This window comes from Burkholderia sp. BCC1644 (assembly GCF_902833225.1).
GTDB lineage: Bacteria > Pseudomonadota > Gammaproteobacteria > Burkholderiales > Burkholderiaceae > Burkholderia.
Window position 1 is genome coordinate 23,514 of record NZ_CADFEI010000014.1, and the last position, 15,696, is coordinate 39,209.

At 68.5% G+C, this 15,696-nt stretch carries 14 protein-coding genes; 2 read left to right on the forward strand and 12 right to left on the reverse strand.

Translation table 11 applies throughout. The annotated features are described in order from the left end of the window. Window positions 1-9: 9 nt before the first annotated feature. From HWX87_RS25580 to HWX87_RS25635, 12 genes are all read right to left on the reverse strand, one after another. Entirely contained in the window at window positions 10-870 is an 861-nt protein-coding gene (locus HWX87_RS25580; RefSeq protein ID WP_176049878.1) for a carbohydrate ABC transporter permease, read from the reverse strand. Then, the gene (locus HWX87_RS25585; protein WP_176049879.1) at window positions 867-1,736 is read right to left on the reverse strand and encodes a sugar ABC transporter permease; all 870 of its coding nucleotides are present in this window, start codon (window positions 1,734-1,736) and stop codon (window positions 867-869) included. Before HWX87_RS25585 ends, HWX87_RS25580 begins: the two co-directional genes overlap by 4 nt. Window positions 1,737-1,770: 34 nt before the next feature. Next, entirely contained in the window at window positions 1,771-3,009 is a 1,239-nt protein-coding gene (locus HWX87_RS25590) for an ABC transporter substrate-binding protein (RefSeq protein WP_176049880.1), read from the reverse strand. 257 nt (window positions 3,010-3,266) lie between these two features. Then, on the reverse strand, window positions 3,267-4,475 hold the full coding sequence (locus tag HWX87_RS25595; protein ID WP_176049881.1) for a porin: 1,209 nt from the start codon (window positions 4,473-4,475) through the stop codon (window positions 3,267-3,269). Window positions 4,476-4,641: 166 nt separating this feature from the next. Next, a complete protein-coding gene (locus HWX87_RS25600) occupies window positions 4,642-5,580 on the reverse strand; it encodes a helix-turn-helix domain-containing protein (protein WP_174952483.1) in 939 nt (312 codons plus the stop codon). 63 nt (window positions 5,581-5,643) lie between these two features. Further along, window positions 5,644-6,231, reverse strand: a complete 588-nt coding sequence (locus HWX87_RS25605) for a DUF3156 family protein (protein ID WP_176049882.1) — start codon at window positions 6,229-6,231, stop codon at window positions 5,644-5,646. After that, the gene (locus tag HWX87_RS25610) at window positions 6,228-7,730 is read right to left on the reverse strand and encodes an APC family permease (protein WP_176049883.1); all 1,503 of its coding nucleotides are present in this window, start codon (window positions 7,728-7,730) and stop codon (window positions 6,228-6,230) included. The genes HWX87_RS25605 and HWX87_RS25610 overlap by 4 nt, the downstream gene beginning before the upstream one ends. A gap of 245 nt (window positions 7,731-7,975) precedes the next feature. Continuing rightward, window positions 7,976-9,316 carry an aspartate aminotransferase family protein gene (locus HWX87_RS25615; protein WP_011354541.1) on the reverse strand — a complete coding sequence of 447 codons (1,341 nt, stop codon included), beginning with the start codon at window positions 9,314-9,316 and terminating at the stop codon, window positions 7,976-7,978. A 72-nt stretch (window positions 9,317-9,388) separates the two neighbouring features. Then, complete coding sequence (locus tag HWX87_RS25620; RefSeq protein ID WP_176049884.1) at window positions 9,389-10,891, reverse strand: aldehyde dehydrogenase family protein; 1,503 nt, start codon at window positions 10,889-10,891, stop codon at window positions 9,389-9,391. Between the two features lie 236 nt (window positions 10,892-11,127). Next, window positions 11,128-11,325, reverse strand: a complete 198-nt coding sequence (locus HWX87_RS25625; RefSeq protein ID WP_176049885.1) for a hypothetical protein — start codon at window positions 11,323-11,325, stop codon at window positions 11,128-11,130. Window positions 11,326-11,403: 78 nt separating this feature from the next. Beyond that, window positions 11,404-12,132 carry a LuxR C-terminal-related transcriptional regulator gene (locus HWX87_RS25630; protein WP_176049886.1) on the reverse strand — a complete coding sequence of 243 codons (729 nt, stop codon included), beginning with the start codon at window positions 12,130-12,132 and terminating at the stop codon, window positions 11,404-11,406. A gap of 182 nt (window positions 12,133-12,314) precedes the next feature. Then, window positions 12,315-13,196 (reverse strand): neutral zinc metallopeptidase, encoded by an 882-nt coding sequence (locus HWX87_RS25635; protein WP_176049887.1) that lies wholly within the window; start codon window positions 13,194-13,196, stop codon window positions 12,315-12,317. A 402-nt stretch (window positions 13,197-13,598) separates the two neighbouring features. On the opposite strand from HWX87_RS25635, the gene HWX87_RS25640 reads away from it, so the two are divergent. Together HWX87_RS25640 and HWX87_RS25645 are read left to right on the forward strand one after the other, a co-directional pair. Further along, window positions 13,599-14,390: an SDR family oxidoreductase gene (locus HWX87_RS25640; RefSeq protein ID WP_176049888.1), complete on the forward strand. Its 792-nt coding sequence runs from the start codon at window positions 13,599-13,601 to the stop codon at window positions 14,388-14,390. A gap of 184 nt (window positions 14,391-14,574) precedes the next feature. After that, window positions 14,575-15,618, forward strand: a complete 1,044-nt coding sequence (locus HWX87_RS25645; RefSeq protein ID WP_176049889.1) for a LysR family transcriptional regulator — start codon at window positions 14,575-14,577, stop codon at window positions 15,616-15,618. The last annotated feature ends 78 nt before the right edge of the window (window positions 15,619-15,696 follow it).

Consider the following 15,696-nt stretch of genomic DNA (forward strand, 5'->3'; position numbering starts at 1 on the left):
GGCCGCGCGTCACTTCAGCCCGCCCGCGAACCCGCGCAACAGGTAGCGCTGCACATAGCCGGCCACGGCCAGCGTGGGCAGCGACGCCATCAGCCCCGCGCTCATCAGGTCGCCCCAGTCGATGCCGTTCTCCGTCACGTAGCCGGCAATCGCGAGCGGCAGCGTGAAACGGCTCGGCGTCGACACGAACAGCAACGCGATCAGGAATTCGTTCCACGCGGCGATGAACACGAAGATCGCGGTTGCGATCAGCCCCGGCGCGCACAGCGGCAGCACGATCTGCACGAGCCGTCGCGCGAGCCCCGCACCGTCGATGCAGGCCGCTTCTTCGTACTCGATCGGCACTTCGCGAACGAATGCGAGCAGCATCCAGATCGCCATCGGCAACGCATAAATCTGATACGCGAGCATCAGGCCAAGCGTCGAATCAAGCAGGTGCAGCCGCTTCGCGAGTGCGAACAGCGGCACCGCGATCGTGATCGGCGGCATCAGCTTCAACGCGAGCACGAGCACCAGGAACAGCAGGTCGAGCCGTGCCGGAAACCGCAGCCGCACGAGCGCATACGCGGCCGGAAACGCGAGCGCCAGCGCGAGCAGCGTCGTGCCGAAACCGACCAGCAGCGAATTGAACAGCGGCGCGCCAATGCCGTTGGACCATACCGATGCGAAATGCTCGAGCGTCGGCGCGGCCGGCCAGATTCGCAACGGATGATCGAGGCGTTCGAGCGTCGGCATGAAAGCCGCGCCGGCCATCCACAGGCATGGCAGCAGCAACAGCGCGAGCGCGACGATGCGCAACACCCACGGCATCGCGCGACCGAATGCGGCGCCCGTTCGCGCGCCCGTGATGCCTGCGGGATGCGCCGTCATGCGCGCCGCTTGCGAACCGTCTGCCATACGTACCCCGAAACCAGCACCGCGGACGCCGCGAGCATCAGCACCGACGCGGCGCTCGCCGGCCCGACGTTGAAGAAGCGGAAGCCCGTGTCGTAGATATAGGTCGACAAGGTCTGCGTCGCATTGCCGGGGCCGCCGCCCGTCAGCGCATAGACCTTGTCGAACAGCTTGAACGTGTCGATCGAGCGCAGCAGCAGCGCAAGGCCGATCTGCGGCGCCGCGAGCGGCAGCGTGATGTCGCGCAGGCACTGCCACTCGCTCGCGCCGTCGGTGCGTGCGGCTTCGTACAGTTCCTGCGGAATCGACTGCAGCCCGGCCAGCACGATCAGGAACGCCATCGGCGTCCACTGCCATACGTCGACGAGCGCGAGCGACCAAAGCGCGAGATGCGGATCGGACAGCCAGCGCACGCCGTCGATGCCGAACACCGCTAGCAGCGCGTTCAGGAAGCCGTCGAAGTTGAGCCAGTTGCGCCAGATCGCCGAGCACACGAGCGTGGACAGCATCATCGGCAGGATCGCGAGCGGCAGCGCGATGCGCCGCCCCGGAAACGCGCGCACGAACAGCAGCGCGAGGCCGAAACCCAGCGCGACTTCGGCGAGCGACGCGACGATCGTGAAGCGCAGCGTGTTGCCGAAGCCGGCCGTGAACGCGTCGTCGCCGAGCACCGCGCGATAGTTCGCGAGCCCGGTGAACGCGCGGCGCCCGGCCGAGTAGTCGACCTGGCAGAACGAATCGATCAGCACCTGCGCGACCGGATACAGCGCGAGCGCGGCGAGCACCAGCAGCGCGGGCCCGAGCAGCGCGACGAACGGCAGGCTGCGGCCGACGGACTTCATGCGCGACCTCCGGCCGCCGAGTCGACGCGCGCCGTCACTTGCCGGCCGCGGCCATCGCCTGCGCGATCTTCTGCTGCGCCTGGCGCAGCGCCGCGTCGGGTGCGGCCTGCCCCGTCAGCGCGAGCTGCAGCTGGTCGCCGAGAATGCTTTCGACCTGCTGCCAGTCCTTCACGCGCGGCCGCGCACGGCCGGCTTCGAGCGCCTTCAGCTGATCGGGATACCAGCGGTACTGGCGCACCAGTGCCGGATCGTTGAACACGCTGCGGCGGGTCGGCGGAATGCCGATGCCGGCGAGGCGCGTCTGTGTATCGCGGTTGGTCAGGTACGCCAGGAAGTCCTGCGCGAGCTTCGCGTGCGGCGCATCCTTCGGAATGCCCATCTGCCAGATGCCGAGCATCGGCGCCGGGCCGGCGGTCTGCCCGGGCGGCGGCTGCAGCGCGATCTGCCCGACCACGCGCGACTGCTTCGGATCGTCGAGCGCCGGCACCCATGCCGGCCACACCTCGATCGACTGCGCTGCCGTGCCGCGCTGCAGCGCATCGCGCACTTCGGCCGCGCCGTACACGTCGACATCCTTCGGCGCGGACGCCTTCAGCGCGAGGAACGTCTTCAGCGCGGCCTGCGCTTCGCGCGAATCGATCGTCACGTTGCCGGCGTGGTCGAACACGTCGCCGCCGTACGCCCACAGGATCGGCAGGAAGCCCGTCACGACCGGGTTGCCCTTGGTGCCGCGGAATACGACACCCGACACGCTCTTGTCCGCGCCGCCGACGGTCTGCGCGATCTTCAGCACGTCGTCCCAGTTGCGCGGCGGCTGCAGCTTGTACTTCGCGAGCAGGTCCTTGCGGTACGCGAACATCTCGACGTTGCCGACGATCGGCAGCGCGTACAGCGCACCGGCCGCGTTGCGGCCGAGCGCGACGGCGGACGGCACGAGATCGGCGTCCGCGAGCGATGCCGGCAGCGGCTTCAGCCAGCCGTTGCCGATGAATTCGGGCGCCCACGTGTCGTCCATCATCACGAGGTCGTACGCGCCGGTGCCTTCGCGCATCGACAGCTTGAGCTTCTGGTACAGGTTCGCGTTCGGCAGCTTGAGCAGCTCGATCTCGGTGCCCGGGTGCAGCTTGTTGAAGCCGGCGACGGCGTCGGCCAGCCCCTTGCCATAGATGTCGTCGCGGCCCGCGATGACGAGATCCGCGGCACCGGCGTGCGTGGCGGCGAAGGACAACGCAAGGGCGGCGGACAGCGCGCGCAGGCGGCTCAGCAAGGTCATGAGGTCTCTCTCGTTCGACGTGGTGGCGGGACAGCCATGCATTGCACACGTGTGCAACGCGGGCGGCGCTTCTGGCCGCCTGATGCGAACGCCATTGTTCACGCCGATCGTTAAGAATTTATGGCACGCGGCGAGAGAGGCCGCCGCCGTACCTGGCCGCCCCGCCCGCCTGGCTGCCTCGGTCCGGCCGCCACGGGAAGACATCTCCGGGCAGACCTCCCCGGCCGGACCTCCCCGGCCAGACCTCCCCGGCCAGGTCAGAAATTCACGCGGATCCCGGCCATCACGGCCAGTTGCCGGCTCGAATTGCTGTTCGCGAGCACCGGAATCTGCGCGTAGTTCACCGCGTTGCCGTCCGCGTCGGTGCCCAGCCCCGTCCCGCTCGCGATCTGACCGATCGCGACCGCATACAGCGCCGTGCGCTTCGACAGGCTGTAGTTCGTGCCGACGTTCACCTGGTGGAACCGCGTCGTGCCGCGTCCGTCGGTATGCGCCGCGTTGAAGATGTACGCGACGCCGCCCTGCAGCGCGGGCGTGAACATGTACGTGACGTTCAGCTCGCCGATGTCGAACGTGAACGCCTGCGTGCGCGGCTGCGCCGTGGTCGAGAAATAGCGGCTGTCGCCGAGGCGCGTATGCGTGTAGGTCAGCGCGACCGTCGCCGCGCCGAGCGTGACCGAGCCGCCCGCGCCGAACGCGCGCATCGAGCCGGCATCCTGCAGCAGGCAGTACATCGCACCCGGGTTGCTGCACGCGAAATCGCCGATGTAGCCGCTCGCGCCGCCGAGCGCCGCGTCGAGCGGCTGGTGCAGGTCGAGGTAGCCGACCGAGAACGCCACCGGCGCACGCGTGTACGTCGCGGCCACCGCATAACCACGCTTCGCGGAAAAATCGCCGGCCTGCCCGCCGAAGCTGAACGTGCCGCCGAACGTGAGGCCGTTGAAATCGGCGCTGGTGAACTTCACCGCGTTGTTGAAGTTGAATGCGGCGTTCAGGTTGTCGACGTCGCCGATGTGCGACCCGTACGGCGTCGCCCAGTTGTTGCTCGACACGTACGCGCCGAGCATGTCCGTGTATGAGTCGTATTGGCGGCCGAGGCCGAGCGTGCCGATGCCGTCCTGGCGCAGCCCGACCCACGCCTGCCGGCTGAATGCCGTGCCGCCCTGCAGCGCCTGCCCGTTCGCGGACAGGAACTGCTGCTCGAGCGTGAACACCGCGTCGAGCCCGCCGCCGAGCGGCTCGGCGCCCTGGAAGCCGAAGCGGGATGGTACGAGGTTGCCGCCGCCCATCTGCCACGCATGGCCGCCGCCCGTGCTGCCGTCGGCGCGCGTGAACTGCTGGTTCGTCGAGTAGATGATGCCGGTATCCACCGTGCCGTACAGCGTCACGCTCCCCGAGGTCTGCGCGTGTGCGTGCATGCATCCCAGCGTCGCCGCGGCTGCGGCCAGTCGTCGTCCGATTTTCATGTCCCGCCCTCTGTGGTCATCGATTCGCAGTGCAAATCGATGGTGTTGTCGATATGGGTGACAGGACTCTATCCAGCGAAAATTCAGGACCTCTATCGCAAATCGGCAAACGGTGGAATGCGCTGCGCGCAACGGTGCCGGGCGGCGCCGTTGCAGCGTGCGCGCGTCACTCGGGACGCGTCGTCTGGGAAGGCAGTTCGCCGAACAGGTCGCGATACTCGCGCGCAAAATAGCCGAGATGCGTGAATCCCCAGCTTGCAGCGGCCTCGCCGACGCCGAGCTGCTGCACCGACGTCGTACGCAGCATGCGGCGCACGGCATTCAGCCGGATCGTGCGCAGATAGCCGACCGGCGTGACGTCGGCCACGCGTTGAAAACTCGTTTGCAGCGTGCGGCGGCTGCAGCGCAGCGCGCGGCACAGTTCGAGCACGGTGACGGGTTCCTCGGGCCGGTCGCGCAGATGCTTCTCGCAACGGCTCACGATATCGCTGTAGGTCGCGTGCGTGATGTCGCGGCGCTCGACGCCGATGCCCTGTTCGAGCGCGTCGAGGAACATGCCGAGCATCGCGTCGCGGAACATTTTGCGTGTGGCCGCGTATTCGAGGTGGCCCGGATTGCGCTGCGCTTCGTCGATCAGCGCCGACAGCCGCACGCCGAGCGCGACGCCCTGTTCGTCGGACAGCCGCGTCACATGCCGCAGCTTGCGCGCGCCGGACGCGCCGAATTCGGCCTCGCACAGCTCGTCGACCATGTCGGACGCCGCGCTGATCCCGACGAGCCCCATCCCTTCCGGCGTGTGGAATTCGAAATCCTCGCCGGCGCGCAGCGCGAGCAGCGCATAACCGTCGATCGGCTGACCCTGGAAGGTGCCCGCGAGCGGCACGGATAGCGGCACCGCGAGCGACGTGCGTCCGGCCGGCGCGAGCCCCGTTTGCGCGACGCGCCGGTTGGTCGTTTCGCGGAAGAAGTGGAAATCGTCGTACAGCACCTGCGTGACGGTGCCCTTGAAGCGGCCGGGCGTCATCTGGCGGTAGACCTGATGCCAGCCCGCGATCGCGAGCCCGTGATCGTGCACGTCTTCGTGTGAGCGTGACTGGAACAGCATCGGCATCTCCGGTAAAACCCTTAAACGCGGCCGCCGGGTGCCCCCGGCGCGCAACGCCACAGCTTACCCGTGCAAAATCCTGCGTAGTGCGGTTTCGAACGCAAGCAAGGCCGCCGACAATGCGGCGGCCTGCTCGCCCGTCAGGCGAACGTAGCGGCGAAACGACGGCATCCGGTTCACGACCTCGCTGCCGCCGAACGGCACGATCGCGAGCGTCCAGCGGCCGTCGCACGCGTCGATCGTGCAATCGGTCAGGTGCAGCGGCCGCAGCGCGTCGGCCAGCGACGGTTCGGCGACCAGCGCGGTCAGCGTGCGGGCGAATACGGGGTCGCATCCCGATGCAGGCATGGCGTCGATCCCCGTGCTGCGCAGCCAGCCGGTCTGCCGCACCCGGGCACTGCCCTGCGCGGCCGGACCGCGTGCGGTCGCCGCCACCTTCACGCTGACCGTATGCATCAGGAACTGACGCTCGACACGCTCGTCCACGCTCACGCGCACGCCGTTCGGCAGCCGCGCCGTGGCACCGCCGACACCGTCGGCGTCGCGCGCGGCCTGCAGATCGGCGAGCACGCGCGCGGCGATCGCGCCGGGCCGATGGCCGGGCGGCGGTGCGTCGGGCGCCGCGCGCCAGCGGGCGAGCGCGGCCCTCACGATGCGACGTGCTCGTTGCGCAGCACTTCCTCGACCGGCACCGGCTTGAACGGATGCCGGCGCTGCACGACGAGCGTCCAGAACAGCGCGTACAGCGCGGTGAGCCCGAGCATCGCGCCGAACGGCACGTAGATGTCGCGCGGATTCATGCCGGGCGGCGTGATGTACCAGATCGCGAGCACGATGCCGACGCTCGACACGATCTGCGGCAGCGGGAACAGCGGCGACCGGTACGGGCGCGGCAGGTCCGGACGGCGGATGCGCAGCATCACGACCGACGCGGTGACGAGCAGGTACGCGGTGCCCCACGCGCAGGTCGCCGCGAGCACGAGGTGCAGGATGCTGTCGAGATTGCCGTTGATCAGCCACGCGTGGAAGATCGGCACGATCGCCGCCGCCACGATGCCGACCACCGGCGTCTTGAAGCGCGGATGCAGGTACGCGAAGCAGCGCGGCAGCGCGCCGTCGATCGCCATCCCGTACAGGATGCGCGGCAGCCCGGCCATCAGCGTGTTGATCGTCGCGGCGCCCGCGCACAGGAACGCGATGCCGAACCAGATGCGACCGAAGGGCCCAAGCACCTGCAACGCGAACGCGGGAATCGCGCCCGGCGTGTCGAGCAGGTGCGTGAGGCCGTCGGGGCTCACCGGCACGTTCGCGACCTGGCGGCGAATCGCCGCGCCGTACAGGAACATGCAGATCGCGACGCCGACGAGGCCGAGCGCCATCGCGCGCGGGATCGTCCTGCCCGGCGCCTTCATCTCCGGCGCGAGCGGCGTGACGAATTCGCAGCCGACGAACATGAACATCGCCATCCCGACGAGCGACAGCACGGCCGGCACCGACGTGCCGACTTCCGAGCCGCCGAACCAGCCGTCGAGATGCACCGCCGGCGCGGCCGCGAGCCCGAGGATCCCGAAGATCATCAGCGACAGCCACATGCCGGCCGTCAGCACGATTTCGAGCTTGCTGAACACCTTGATGCCGATGATGTTGGTGATCGCGAACGTGACCACGAGGCCGACGCCGACGAGCCACGAGCTGTTGTGCTTCTCGAACGCCGCGTTCAGCGATTCGAAGTTGACGAGCGCCATGATGCCGCTCAGGATCGTTTCCGCCGTCCCGGCGAACACGTGCACGAGGAAATACGCGGAGATCGTGCCGGTAATGGCCCAGAAGCGGCCCAGCCCGCACGACAGGTAATCGTAGACCGAGCCGGCCGTCGGCAGCATCGCGGCCGCTTCGGAGAACGTGGTGGCCTGCGCCTGCATCATCACGAACGCGATGATCATCGCGACCGCGAACGCCCAGCCGCCCATCCCGAAGCCCGACGTCGCGGTGAGGATCACCGGGCTCGCCATGATGAGGCCGACGGCGCTCGCCAGCGCGGTCGGAAAACCGACCGCACCGGCCTTCAGCCCGATGCCGCCGCCCGCTTCCGCCGGCGAGCCTGCGGGCGACTCGCCCGCGGCGCCGGTCACTCCTGACCATCCCGACATCCTTGTCTCCTTCCTTGACTGGCCTGAACCGGCGCTTCGTCGGCGGCTGAGGCCACATGCTTTGCGGTCGGCCCGGGGCGGCGCTTCAGCGCTTCGGTACCCGGGTCCCCTGTCGATCACATCGTGATCCGATGTCGAAAAAATACGCAGGCAAAATAATCCGGTCATAGCGCAAATCGGCAAACCCGCAGCGGCATGCACGCTCCGCCCCAGGTTTGCCGTCGTGCGACTACCCCGTCATGCGGTCATGCGAACGGCACGGCCTCGAAACCGGCCGCCAGCGCGTCGACGATCCGGTCGAGCTGTTCGCGCTGGATCACGAGCGGCGGCGACAGGATGATCTTCGTGCCGACCGGGCGCACCAGCACGCCGTTCTCGCGCGCGACTTCCGCGACCGCGTTCGCATAGCCGGACAGCGGGTCGATCGGCTCGCGCGTGTCCTTGTTCGCGACGAGGTCGAGCGCAAGCATCAGCCCCTTGCCGCGCACTTCGCCGACCGCCGCGAAGCGTTCCGCGAACGGCTTCAGCGCCTCGAGCAGATACGCGCCCTGCTTCGCCGCATTCGCCGGCAAGTCTTCCTTCACGACGATGTCGAGGCTCGCGATCGCGGCCGCGCATGCGACCGGGTGGCCCGCATACGTGTAGCCGTGCATGATCGCACCGCCAAAATCGGCGTTCGCGGCAAACGCGTCCTCGATCCGCGCGTTCACGACCGTCGCGCCGAGCGGCACGTAACCCGACGAAATCCCCTTCGCGAGACACATGATGTCCGGGCGCACGCCCCAGCCGCGGCTGCCGAACATGCTGCCGCTGCGGCCGAAGCCCGTCACGACTTCGTCGGCGATCAGCAGCACACCGTAGCGATCGCACACCTCGCGCACGAGCGGCCAGTAGTTGGCCGGCGGCACGATTACGCCGCCCGCGCCCTGGATCGGCTCCGCGATGAACGCGGCGACCGTGTCGGGGCTCTGGAACTGGATCTCGCGCTCGAGCATTTCCGCGCAGATCCGGCCCAGTTCCTCGGGGTCCTGCGTGAACGGATTGCGGTACAGCCACGGCGTCTCGACGTGGAAGCAGCCCGGCAGGTTCGGTTCGTAGTTGCGGCGGAACACCGTGTTGCCGTTCACCGACGCACCGCCGAAGTGCGTGCCGTGATAGCCCTGCTTCAGCGAGATGAACTTCGTGCGGTCGGCCTGGCCGCGCACCTTCCAGTACTGGCGTGCGATCTTCAGCGCGGTCTCGATCGAATCGGAGCCGCCCGAGCTGTACAGCACGCGGCGCATCCCTTCCGGTTCGAGCATGTCGATCACCTTCTTCGACAGTTCTTCCGCGCGCGGATGCGAAATGCCGTCGAACAGCTGGAAGTATTCGAGTTCGTCGAGCTGGCGCACGATCGCGTCCTTCACTTCCTGGCGGTTGTGGCCGACGTTCACGTTCCACAGGCCCGCGACGCCGTCGACGAGCTTGCGCCCCTCTTCGTCGAACACGTAGCAGCCGTCGCCGCGCACGATGCGGATCGGCTTGCGCTGCTTCATCTCGTTCGGGTGCACCATCGGATGCCAGAATTTCGCTTCGTTGTAGCTCATTGCAGTCTCCACTGTCGGATCGTTTGAACCTCGATCGCCGAGGTTCGCGGTTTTCGTAATCGGAGCAACGCGTCAGTGCGCGATGCAGACGGATTTGGTTTCGGTGAAGCCTTCGATCGCGTACTGGCCGAATTCGCGGCCGATGCCCGATTGCTTGTAGCCGCCGAACGGCATCGACGGATCGAGCGGGATATGGCAGTTCACCCACACGGTGCCGGCCTCGATCTGCGGCACGAGGTTCATCACGCGCTTCAGGTCGTTGCTCCAGATGCTCGCGGCGAGACCGTACGGCGACGCATTCGCGAGACGCACGGCATCGGCCGCGTCGTCGAACGGCACGACGACGATCACCGGGCCGAACACCTCGTCGCGCACGATCGCGCTGTCCGGATGCGGATCGGCGATCACGGCCGGCTTCACGTAGTAGCCGGGCAGGTCGTCGGCCGGCGTGCCGCCCGCGAGGAACGTGAGGCCCGCGCGGCGCGCGCCCTCGATGTGCTGGACGACCTTGTCGCGATGGTGCGCGGATACCAGCGGGTTGATCTGCGCGGTCGTGTCGAGCCCCGCGCCGAGCTTCATCGACTGCGCGACGCCCGCGAGGCCGTCGGCCAGCTGCGCGAACTTGCTGCGGTGCACATAGATGCGCGACGCGGCCGCGCACACCTGGCCCTGGTTGAAGAACGCGCCGGCCGCGACGCCGTCGAGCGCTTGCGCGACGTCGACGTCGTCGAGCATCACGATCGGGTTCTTGCCGCCGAGCTCCAGCGAGAAGCGCGTCATGTTCTGCACGGCCGCCGCGCCGACCAGCTTGCCCGTCGCGGTCGAGCCCGTGAACGAGATCTTCGCGATCGACGGATGGCTCGCGAGCGCCGAGCCGCAGACGCGGCCGCCCGTGACGACGTTGAACACGCCGGGCGGCACGCCGGCCTCGCGTGCGAGTTCGGCGAGGCGCAGCGCGGTGAGCGGCGTTTCCGGCGACGGTTTCAACACGATCGTGCAGCCGGCCGCGAGCGCGGGAATCAGCTTCCACACCGCGATCATCAGCGGGAAATTCCACGGCACGATCGCCGCGACCACGCCGACGGGCTCCTTGCGCGTATAGGCCGTATAGCGCGCGCCGGGCGGGAACGGAATCGACACGTCGAGCGTCTGGCCGGTGATCTTGGTCGCCCAGCCGGCCATGTAGCGCACGTATTCGACGCTCGCGCCGACTTCGATCGCGCGCGACACGTGGATCGACTTGCCCTGGTTCAGCGTTTCGAGCTGCGCAAGCGTTTCGGCGTCGCCTTCGATCAGGTCGGCGAGTTTCAGCAGGATGCGTTCGCGGTCGGCCGGGCGCAACCCGCTCCACACGCGCGTGTCGAACGCGTGCTTCGCGCTGGCGACCGCACGGTCGACGTCGTGTGCGTCGGCATCCGCGACCGTTGCGAGCCGTTCGCCCGTGGCGGGGTCGTACACGTCGAGCCGCGCAGCCGCGTGCGCGGGCTGCATTTCACCGTCGATGAAGAGGCCGAAATCGCGCGCAACGAAGGTGCGCACGGTGTCGCTGACGGCGACGAAGTTCGTGTTGCTCATGGGCGTCTCGAGGATTGTCGTGGCTGGACCGCGTGCCGGTGAGGCACGCGGGCGTCGAACCACTGTATCGACGAGGGATCACGCCCGGTGAGCGCAAATTGGCAGCGCGTGGGGGGGGAAGGTGGCGGGTTCGAACCGCGCGGGGGCGTCTGGCGGGGCGAGGCCGGAAACCGGGCCGATATCGGCCCGGACAACCGCTGTTCAGACACCTGACTGCCAGTCCGGTCGTTGAATGGCTAGTTTCTGAAACCGTGCGCCATCGATGCGAGGAAGTCGCATGCCTGGTAATCCAGCCAGTAAACACCGAGCGCAAGCGGGATCAGGAAGTACAGCGAATCGTACGTCCCGCTTCCGACCGTTCTGATGATGAAAATCGGCAGCGCAATGCTCAAGGCGATGACCACAAGCGAAGCGGCAATGATCGCGACGTCCATGTTTCGGGCCCTTGGTTGTTATGGAAACGACGATCGCGCATGGTACTGCCCGATCTCAAGGGCCAGCGAACGGAACAATTACAAAAACAAAGCCCCGACCAGCTCCGTGCGGTTCGACACGCCGAGCTTGCGGTACATGCGCATCAGGTGAGTCTTGATCGTCGGTTGACCGAGCGCGAGATCGCGCGCGATCTCCTTGTTCGAGCAACCGTCGCGCACGAGGCGCGCGATCTGCTCCTCGCGATAGGTCAGACGCTCTTCGCAGCCGATCCGGTGGATCCCGCGCCGCGCGCGCAGCAGCGGGCTCAGCGCGGCTTCGGCCACCGGCTGCAGCCGCGCGAGCGCGTCGACTTCGCCGGGCGCGAACCGCCCTGCCGTGCTGTTGCCGGTCGCGTCCCCCTTCCCGAAACGCAGCAGCGAGAACGCGCCGACCGTGCGGCCCGCGTCGCGCAGCCAGATTTCGACGACGTCGGCCACGTCGTGCCGCCGCAGGAAACGGGTCCAGTACGCGGACGCCTCGCGTCTTTCGTCAGGCAATTGGGAAGCAAGCGTCACGACCGCGCATTCGCCCGCCGCGCAGCGTGACGGATGCAGCGGATCGAGCATCCGGTAGCGTGCGACATAGGTGCGGTGCATCGATTCCGGCATCCCGAACAGCTCGAAATCGGCCGGTTCGCCGCTCTGGTCGAGCCGATAAAACACGATCGCGGACGGGCTCGCGAACGCGTCGAACGCATCCACGCATGCACGCAGCGCACGCTGCCAGTCGGCGGCGTCCTGGTCGGCGGGAACGGAGAGGGTCGGCATGATGGAGTCGGCTGGCGTGCGAACGGATCGCGTAACGAAGTCCGGGCCAGCCTACCGGCGCCGAAAAGCGCCGGTGAGCACAAATCGGCAAATCGTCCCTGCCCGCCCACGGCGGCCGGTTCAGCCGGTTCAGCCGGTTCAGCCGGGACGATACGGGCGCGCGACGGTGCGCGCGCCGTCTTTCAGCGCGCGTTCGCGGCGAACGTGTCGCAGGCGCTCACCTGGCCCGACTCCATCCCGCGCCGCAGCCAGTACACGCGCTGGTCGCTGGTGCCGTGCGTAAAGCTTTCCGGTACGACGTAGCCCTGCCCTTGCTGCTGCAGCCGATCGTCGCCGATGGCCGCCGCCGCCTTGAGCCCCTGCTCGAAATCGCCCGGTTCCATCAGCCGCTGGTTGGCGCGCTGCGCGTTGTTCGCCCACACGCCGGCGAAGCAGTCGGCCTGCAGTTCCATCCGCACCGACAGCGCGTTCGAGCGCGCCTGGCTCGACCGCCGGCGCGCCGCGTCGACCTTGTCGGAAATGCCGAGCAGGTTCTGCACATGATGGCCGACTTCGTGCGCGACCACGTAGGCCTGTGCGAAATCGCCGCCCGCGCCGAAACGCTTGCGCAGTTCGTCGTAGAAACCGAGGTCGATATACACCTTGCGGTCGGCCGGGCAATAGAACGGCCCCATTGCCGTCTGGCCCGTGCCGCAGGCGGTCGGCGTCGAGTTCGTGAACATCACGAGCTTCGGCGCCTGATATTGCGCGTGCAGCTGGGTCGAGAAGACGCCTGTCCACGTGTCCTCGATGTTGGCGAGCACCTTGCGCGTGAACACTGCGCCCGGATCGTTCGCCGCCGCGCCCTGGCGTTGTGCCGGCGCGGGTTGCGCCTGCTGCTGGCGGCCCTGCAGCGCCGACGCGCCCTCGAGCACCACGCGCGGATCGATCCCGAAGAAATACGACGCGGCCAGCGCGACCACGATCGTGCCGATGCCGATCGTCGCACCGCGCCCGCCGCCGAAACCGCCGGCACCGCGGCGATCCTCGACGTTCATGCTTTCTCTTTCGTCGTCCAGCCTCATTGCCGGCCCCTCCCTGTTCTTGTCGATGGTCCGGCCGCGCCAGCGCGCAACCGGGCGATACGCCGCGGCGACACGATCCATCGGCGGACGCGATACCCGTGCATCGGATGCACGCTCGCGCCGATCCTGCCGGCCTGCCGCTCCGCTCGCACGACGGAATCGACCTGCCGACGCGCCGCGCGTCGATGCGCGCGCCCGCCCGCGCTATTTTGCCGGGCTTTCGTGACTTATCGCAAAAATGTGGAGGATAGAGCGATTCGGCGCCGCACATCGTCAGCCTTTGCAAAATGGGCCATGACCGCGCCGGCCGTCCGGACGACCCTCGTTCATCCTTTCGGCCGATACCGTCGCACGCCGGCGCCGCCTAAAGTGGCCGGTAACGACACCTTTCCGGAGAACGACATGACGCACCCGCAACCCCGCACGATCGCGATCACCGGCGCGGGCACCGGCATCGGCGCCGCGTGCGCGCGCCGCTTCGCCAGCCGCGGCGACCGCGTCGTACTGATCGGGCGCCGCCAGGCGCCGCTCGACGCACTGGCCGCCGAAACGGGCGGCCTCATCCTCGCGGGCGACGCCGCGAGCACCGCCGACTGGGCCGGGTTCCTGCCGCGCATCGCCGAGCGCTTCGGCCGCGTCGACGCGCTCATTGCGTGCGCGGGCGGCCACGGTGTCGGCCGCGCGGATGAAACCGACGACGCGCAGTGGCGCAACGCGATGCACGCGAACCTCGACACCGCGTTCGTCAGTGCACGCGCGTGCCTGCCCGACCTGATCGCGCAGCGCGGCAGCATCGTGCTGGTCGCGTCGATCGCGGCGCTCGCGGCCGGGCCCGGCGTATGTGGCTACACGGTCGGCAAGCATGCGCTGCTCGGGCTCGCGCGTTCGCTGGCACGCGACTACGGCCCGCACGGCGTGCGCGCGAACGCCGTGTGCCCGGGCTGGGTCCGCACGCCGATGGCCGATGCCGAAATGGAACCGCTGATGGCCGCGCATGGCGACACGCTCGACGGTGCGTACGCACGCGTCAGTGCCGACGTGCCGCTGCGGCGCGCCGCCGAACCGGACGAAATCGCGGCCGTCTGCGCGTTTCTCGCCTCGCCGGATGCGTCGTTCGTGACCGGCGCGACGCTCGTCGCCGACGGCGGCGCGATGGTCGTCGACGTGCCGACGCTCGCGTTCGACCGGCTTTGACGCATATCGGCCCGCCACCCGCGTGACGCGCGGTGGCAGGCAGCGTGCCGGCGCCAGGCTGCGGGCGCCCGTACCCGCCGCGACGCACTCGCCGCGTCGCCCGCTCGGTTCCCCGCGCCAAAAATCCGCTACCATCGACCGATCCCGCCGCCCCACCGGGCGCCGCCTCACTGTTCGGACATCGATGAACATCCGGTTTCTTGAAACCTTCGTCTGGCTCGCGAAGCTGGAAAACTTCCGGCTCACGGCCGAAAAGCTGCACACGACGCAGGCCGCCGTATCGAGCCGCATCGCGTCGCTCGAGGAGGCGTTCGACGTACGCCTGTTCGACCGCAACACGCGCTCGGCCACGCTCACGCCCGCGGGCCGGCGCATGCTCGCGTACGCGGAGCGGATCGTGCGGCTCGACGGCGAAATGCGCCGCGACATCGATGCAGCAAGCGACGCGGGCCTGATTCGCATCGGCGTGATCGAATCGATCGTACACAGCTGGTTCCCCGCGCTGATGGCGCAACTGCGCGAGCGCTATCCGCGCCTCGACGTCGAGATCACGAGCGACACGACGCTGCACCTGATCCGTCTGCTCAGCACCGACGGCGTCGACCTGATCCTGCAGACCGACCCGGTGCCGGGCCCCGACTTCACGAACCTGCCGCTGTGCGAATTCCCGGTGCGCTGGGCCGCGAGCCCGCGCCTCGGGCTCGGCGGCCAGCCGCTCGACGTCGCGCGCCTGGCCGAGTTTCCGATCATCAGCTTCTCGCGCCACTCGGGTCCGCACGCGACGATCGAGCGGCTGTTCGCGGCCGTCGAGCGGCCGGCCAGCATCAACTGCATCACGTCGGTCGCCGCGATGATCCGCCTCGTCGCCGACGGCTTCGGCGTGGCCGCGCTGCCGCCCGCGATCATCGGGCGCGAGCTGCACGAAGGCGCACTCGAACTGCTCGACGTCGAACCCGAATTCCCCGCGCTGCCGCTCGTCGCGACGTACCGCAGCCAGGGGTTGCCGGTGGCCGCGCGCATCGCGGAACTCGCGAGCGAAGTCGCACGCGCAATGGCGGCCGCCGCCAGCCACGCGAAGCCGGCCGCACCGGCCGCGCCCGATCGCGTCGACGCAACACCCGCTCGACAGGCGACCAGGACGAAAACGAATCCGCCGGCAAAAACAACGCGCGCGACGAAAGCCGCACCGGCCACCCCCGCCGCGAAACGCCGCCCGCGCCGCTCATAAGAAAACCTGTTCACCGCGAATTTGTTTTCTTGTTGGACGGGCGCGGCCCGTCTTCGGGAAACTGCGGTTCCTGACATA

Excerpts from the sequence above, each read along its gene's own strand:
- HWX87_RS25635 (WP_176049887.1), bottom strand. The coding sequence starts at position 13,196 with ATGAGGCTGGACGACGAAAGAGAAAGCATGAACGTCGAGGATCGCCGC.
- HWX87_RS25640 (WP_176049888.1), top strand. The coding sequence starts at position 13,599 with ATGACGCACCCGCAACCCCGCACGATCGCGATCACCGGCGCGGGCACC.
- HWX87_RS25585 (WP_176049879.1), bottom strand. The coding sequence starts at position 1,736 with ATGAAGTCCGTCGGCCGCAGCCTGCCGTTCGTCGCGCTGCTCGGGCCC.
- HWX87_RS25625 (WP_176049885.1), bottom strand. The coding sequence starts at position 11,325 with ATGGACGTCGCGATCATTGCCGCTTCGCTTGTGGTCATCGCCTTGAGC.
- HWX87_RS25645 (WP_176049889.1), top strand. The coding sequence starts at position 14,575 with ATGAACATCCGGTTTCTTGAAACCTTCGTCTGGCTCGCGAAGCTGGAA.
- HWX87_RS25620 (WP_176049884.1), bottom strand. The coding sequence starts at position 10,891 with ATGAGCAACACGAACTTCGTCGCCGTCAGCGACACCGTGCGCACCTTC.
- HWX87_RS25630 (WP_176049886.1), bottom strand. The coding sequence starts at position 12,132 with ATGCCGACCCTCTCCGTTCCCGCCGACCAGGACGCCGCCGACTGGCAG.
- HWX87_RS25600 (WP_174952483.1), bottom strand. The coding sequence starts at position 5,580 with ATGCTGTTCCAGTCACGCTCACACGAAGACGTGCACGATCACGGGCTC.
- HWX87_RS25590 (WP_176049880.1), bottom strand. The coding sequence starts at position 3,009 with ATGACCTTGCTGAGCCGCCTGCGCGCGCTGTCCGCCGCCCTTGCGTTG.
- HWX87_RS25595 (WP_176049881.1), bottom strand. The coding sequence starts at position 4,475 with ATGAAAATCGGACGACGACTGGCCGCAGCCGCGGCGACGCTGGGATGC.
- HWX87_RS25580 (WP_176049878.1), bottom strand. The coding sequence starts at position 870 with ATGACGGCGCATCCCGCAGGCATCACGGGCGCGCGAACGGGCGCCGCA.
- HWX87_RS25615 (WP_011354541.1), bottom strand. The coding sequence starts at position 9,316 with ATGAGCTACAACGAAGCGAAATTCTGGCATCCGATGGTGCACCCGAAC.
- HWX87_RS25610 (WP_176049883.1), bottom strand. The coding sequence starts at position 7,730 with ATGTCGGGATGGTCAGGAGTGACCGGCGCCGCGGGCGAGTCGCCCGCA.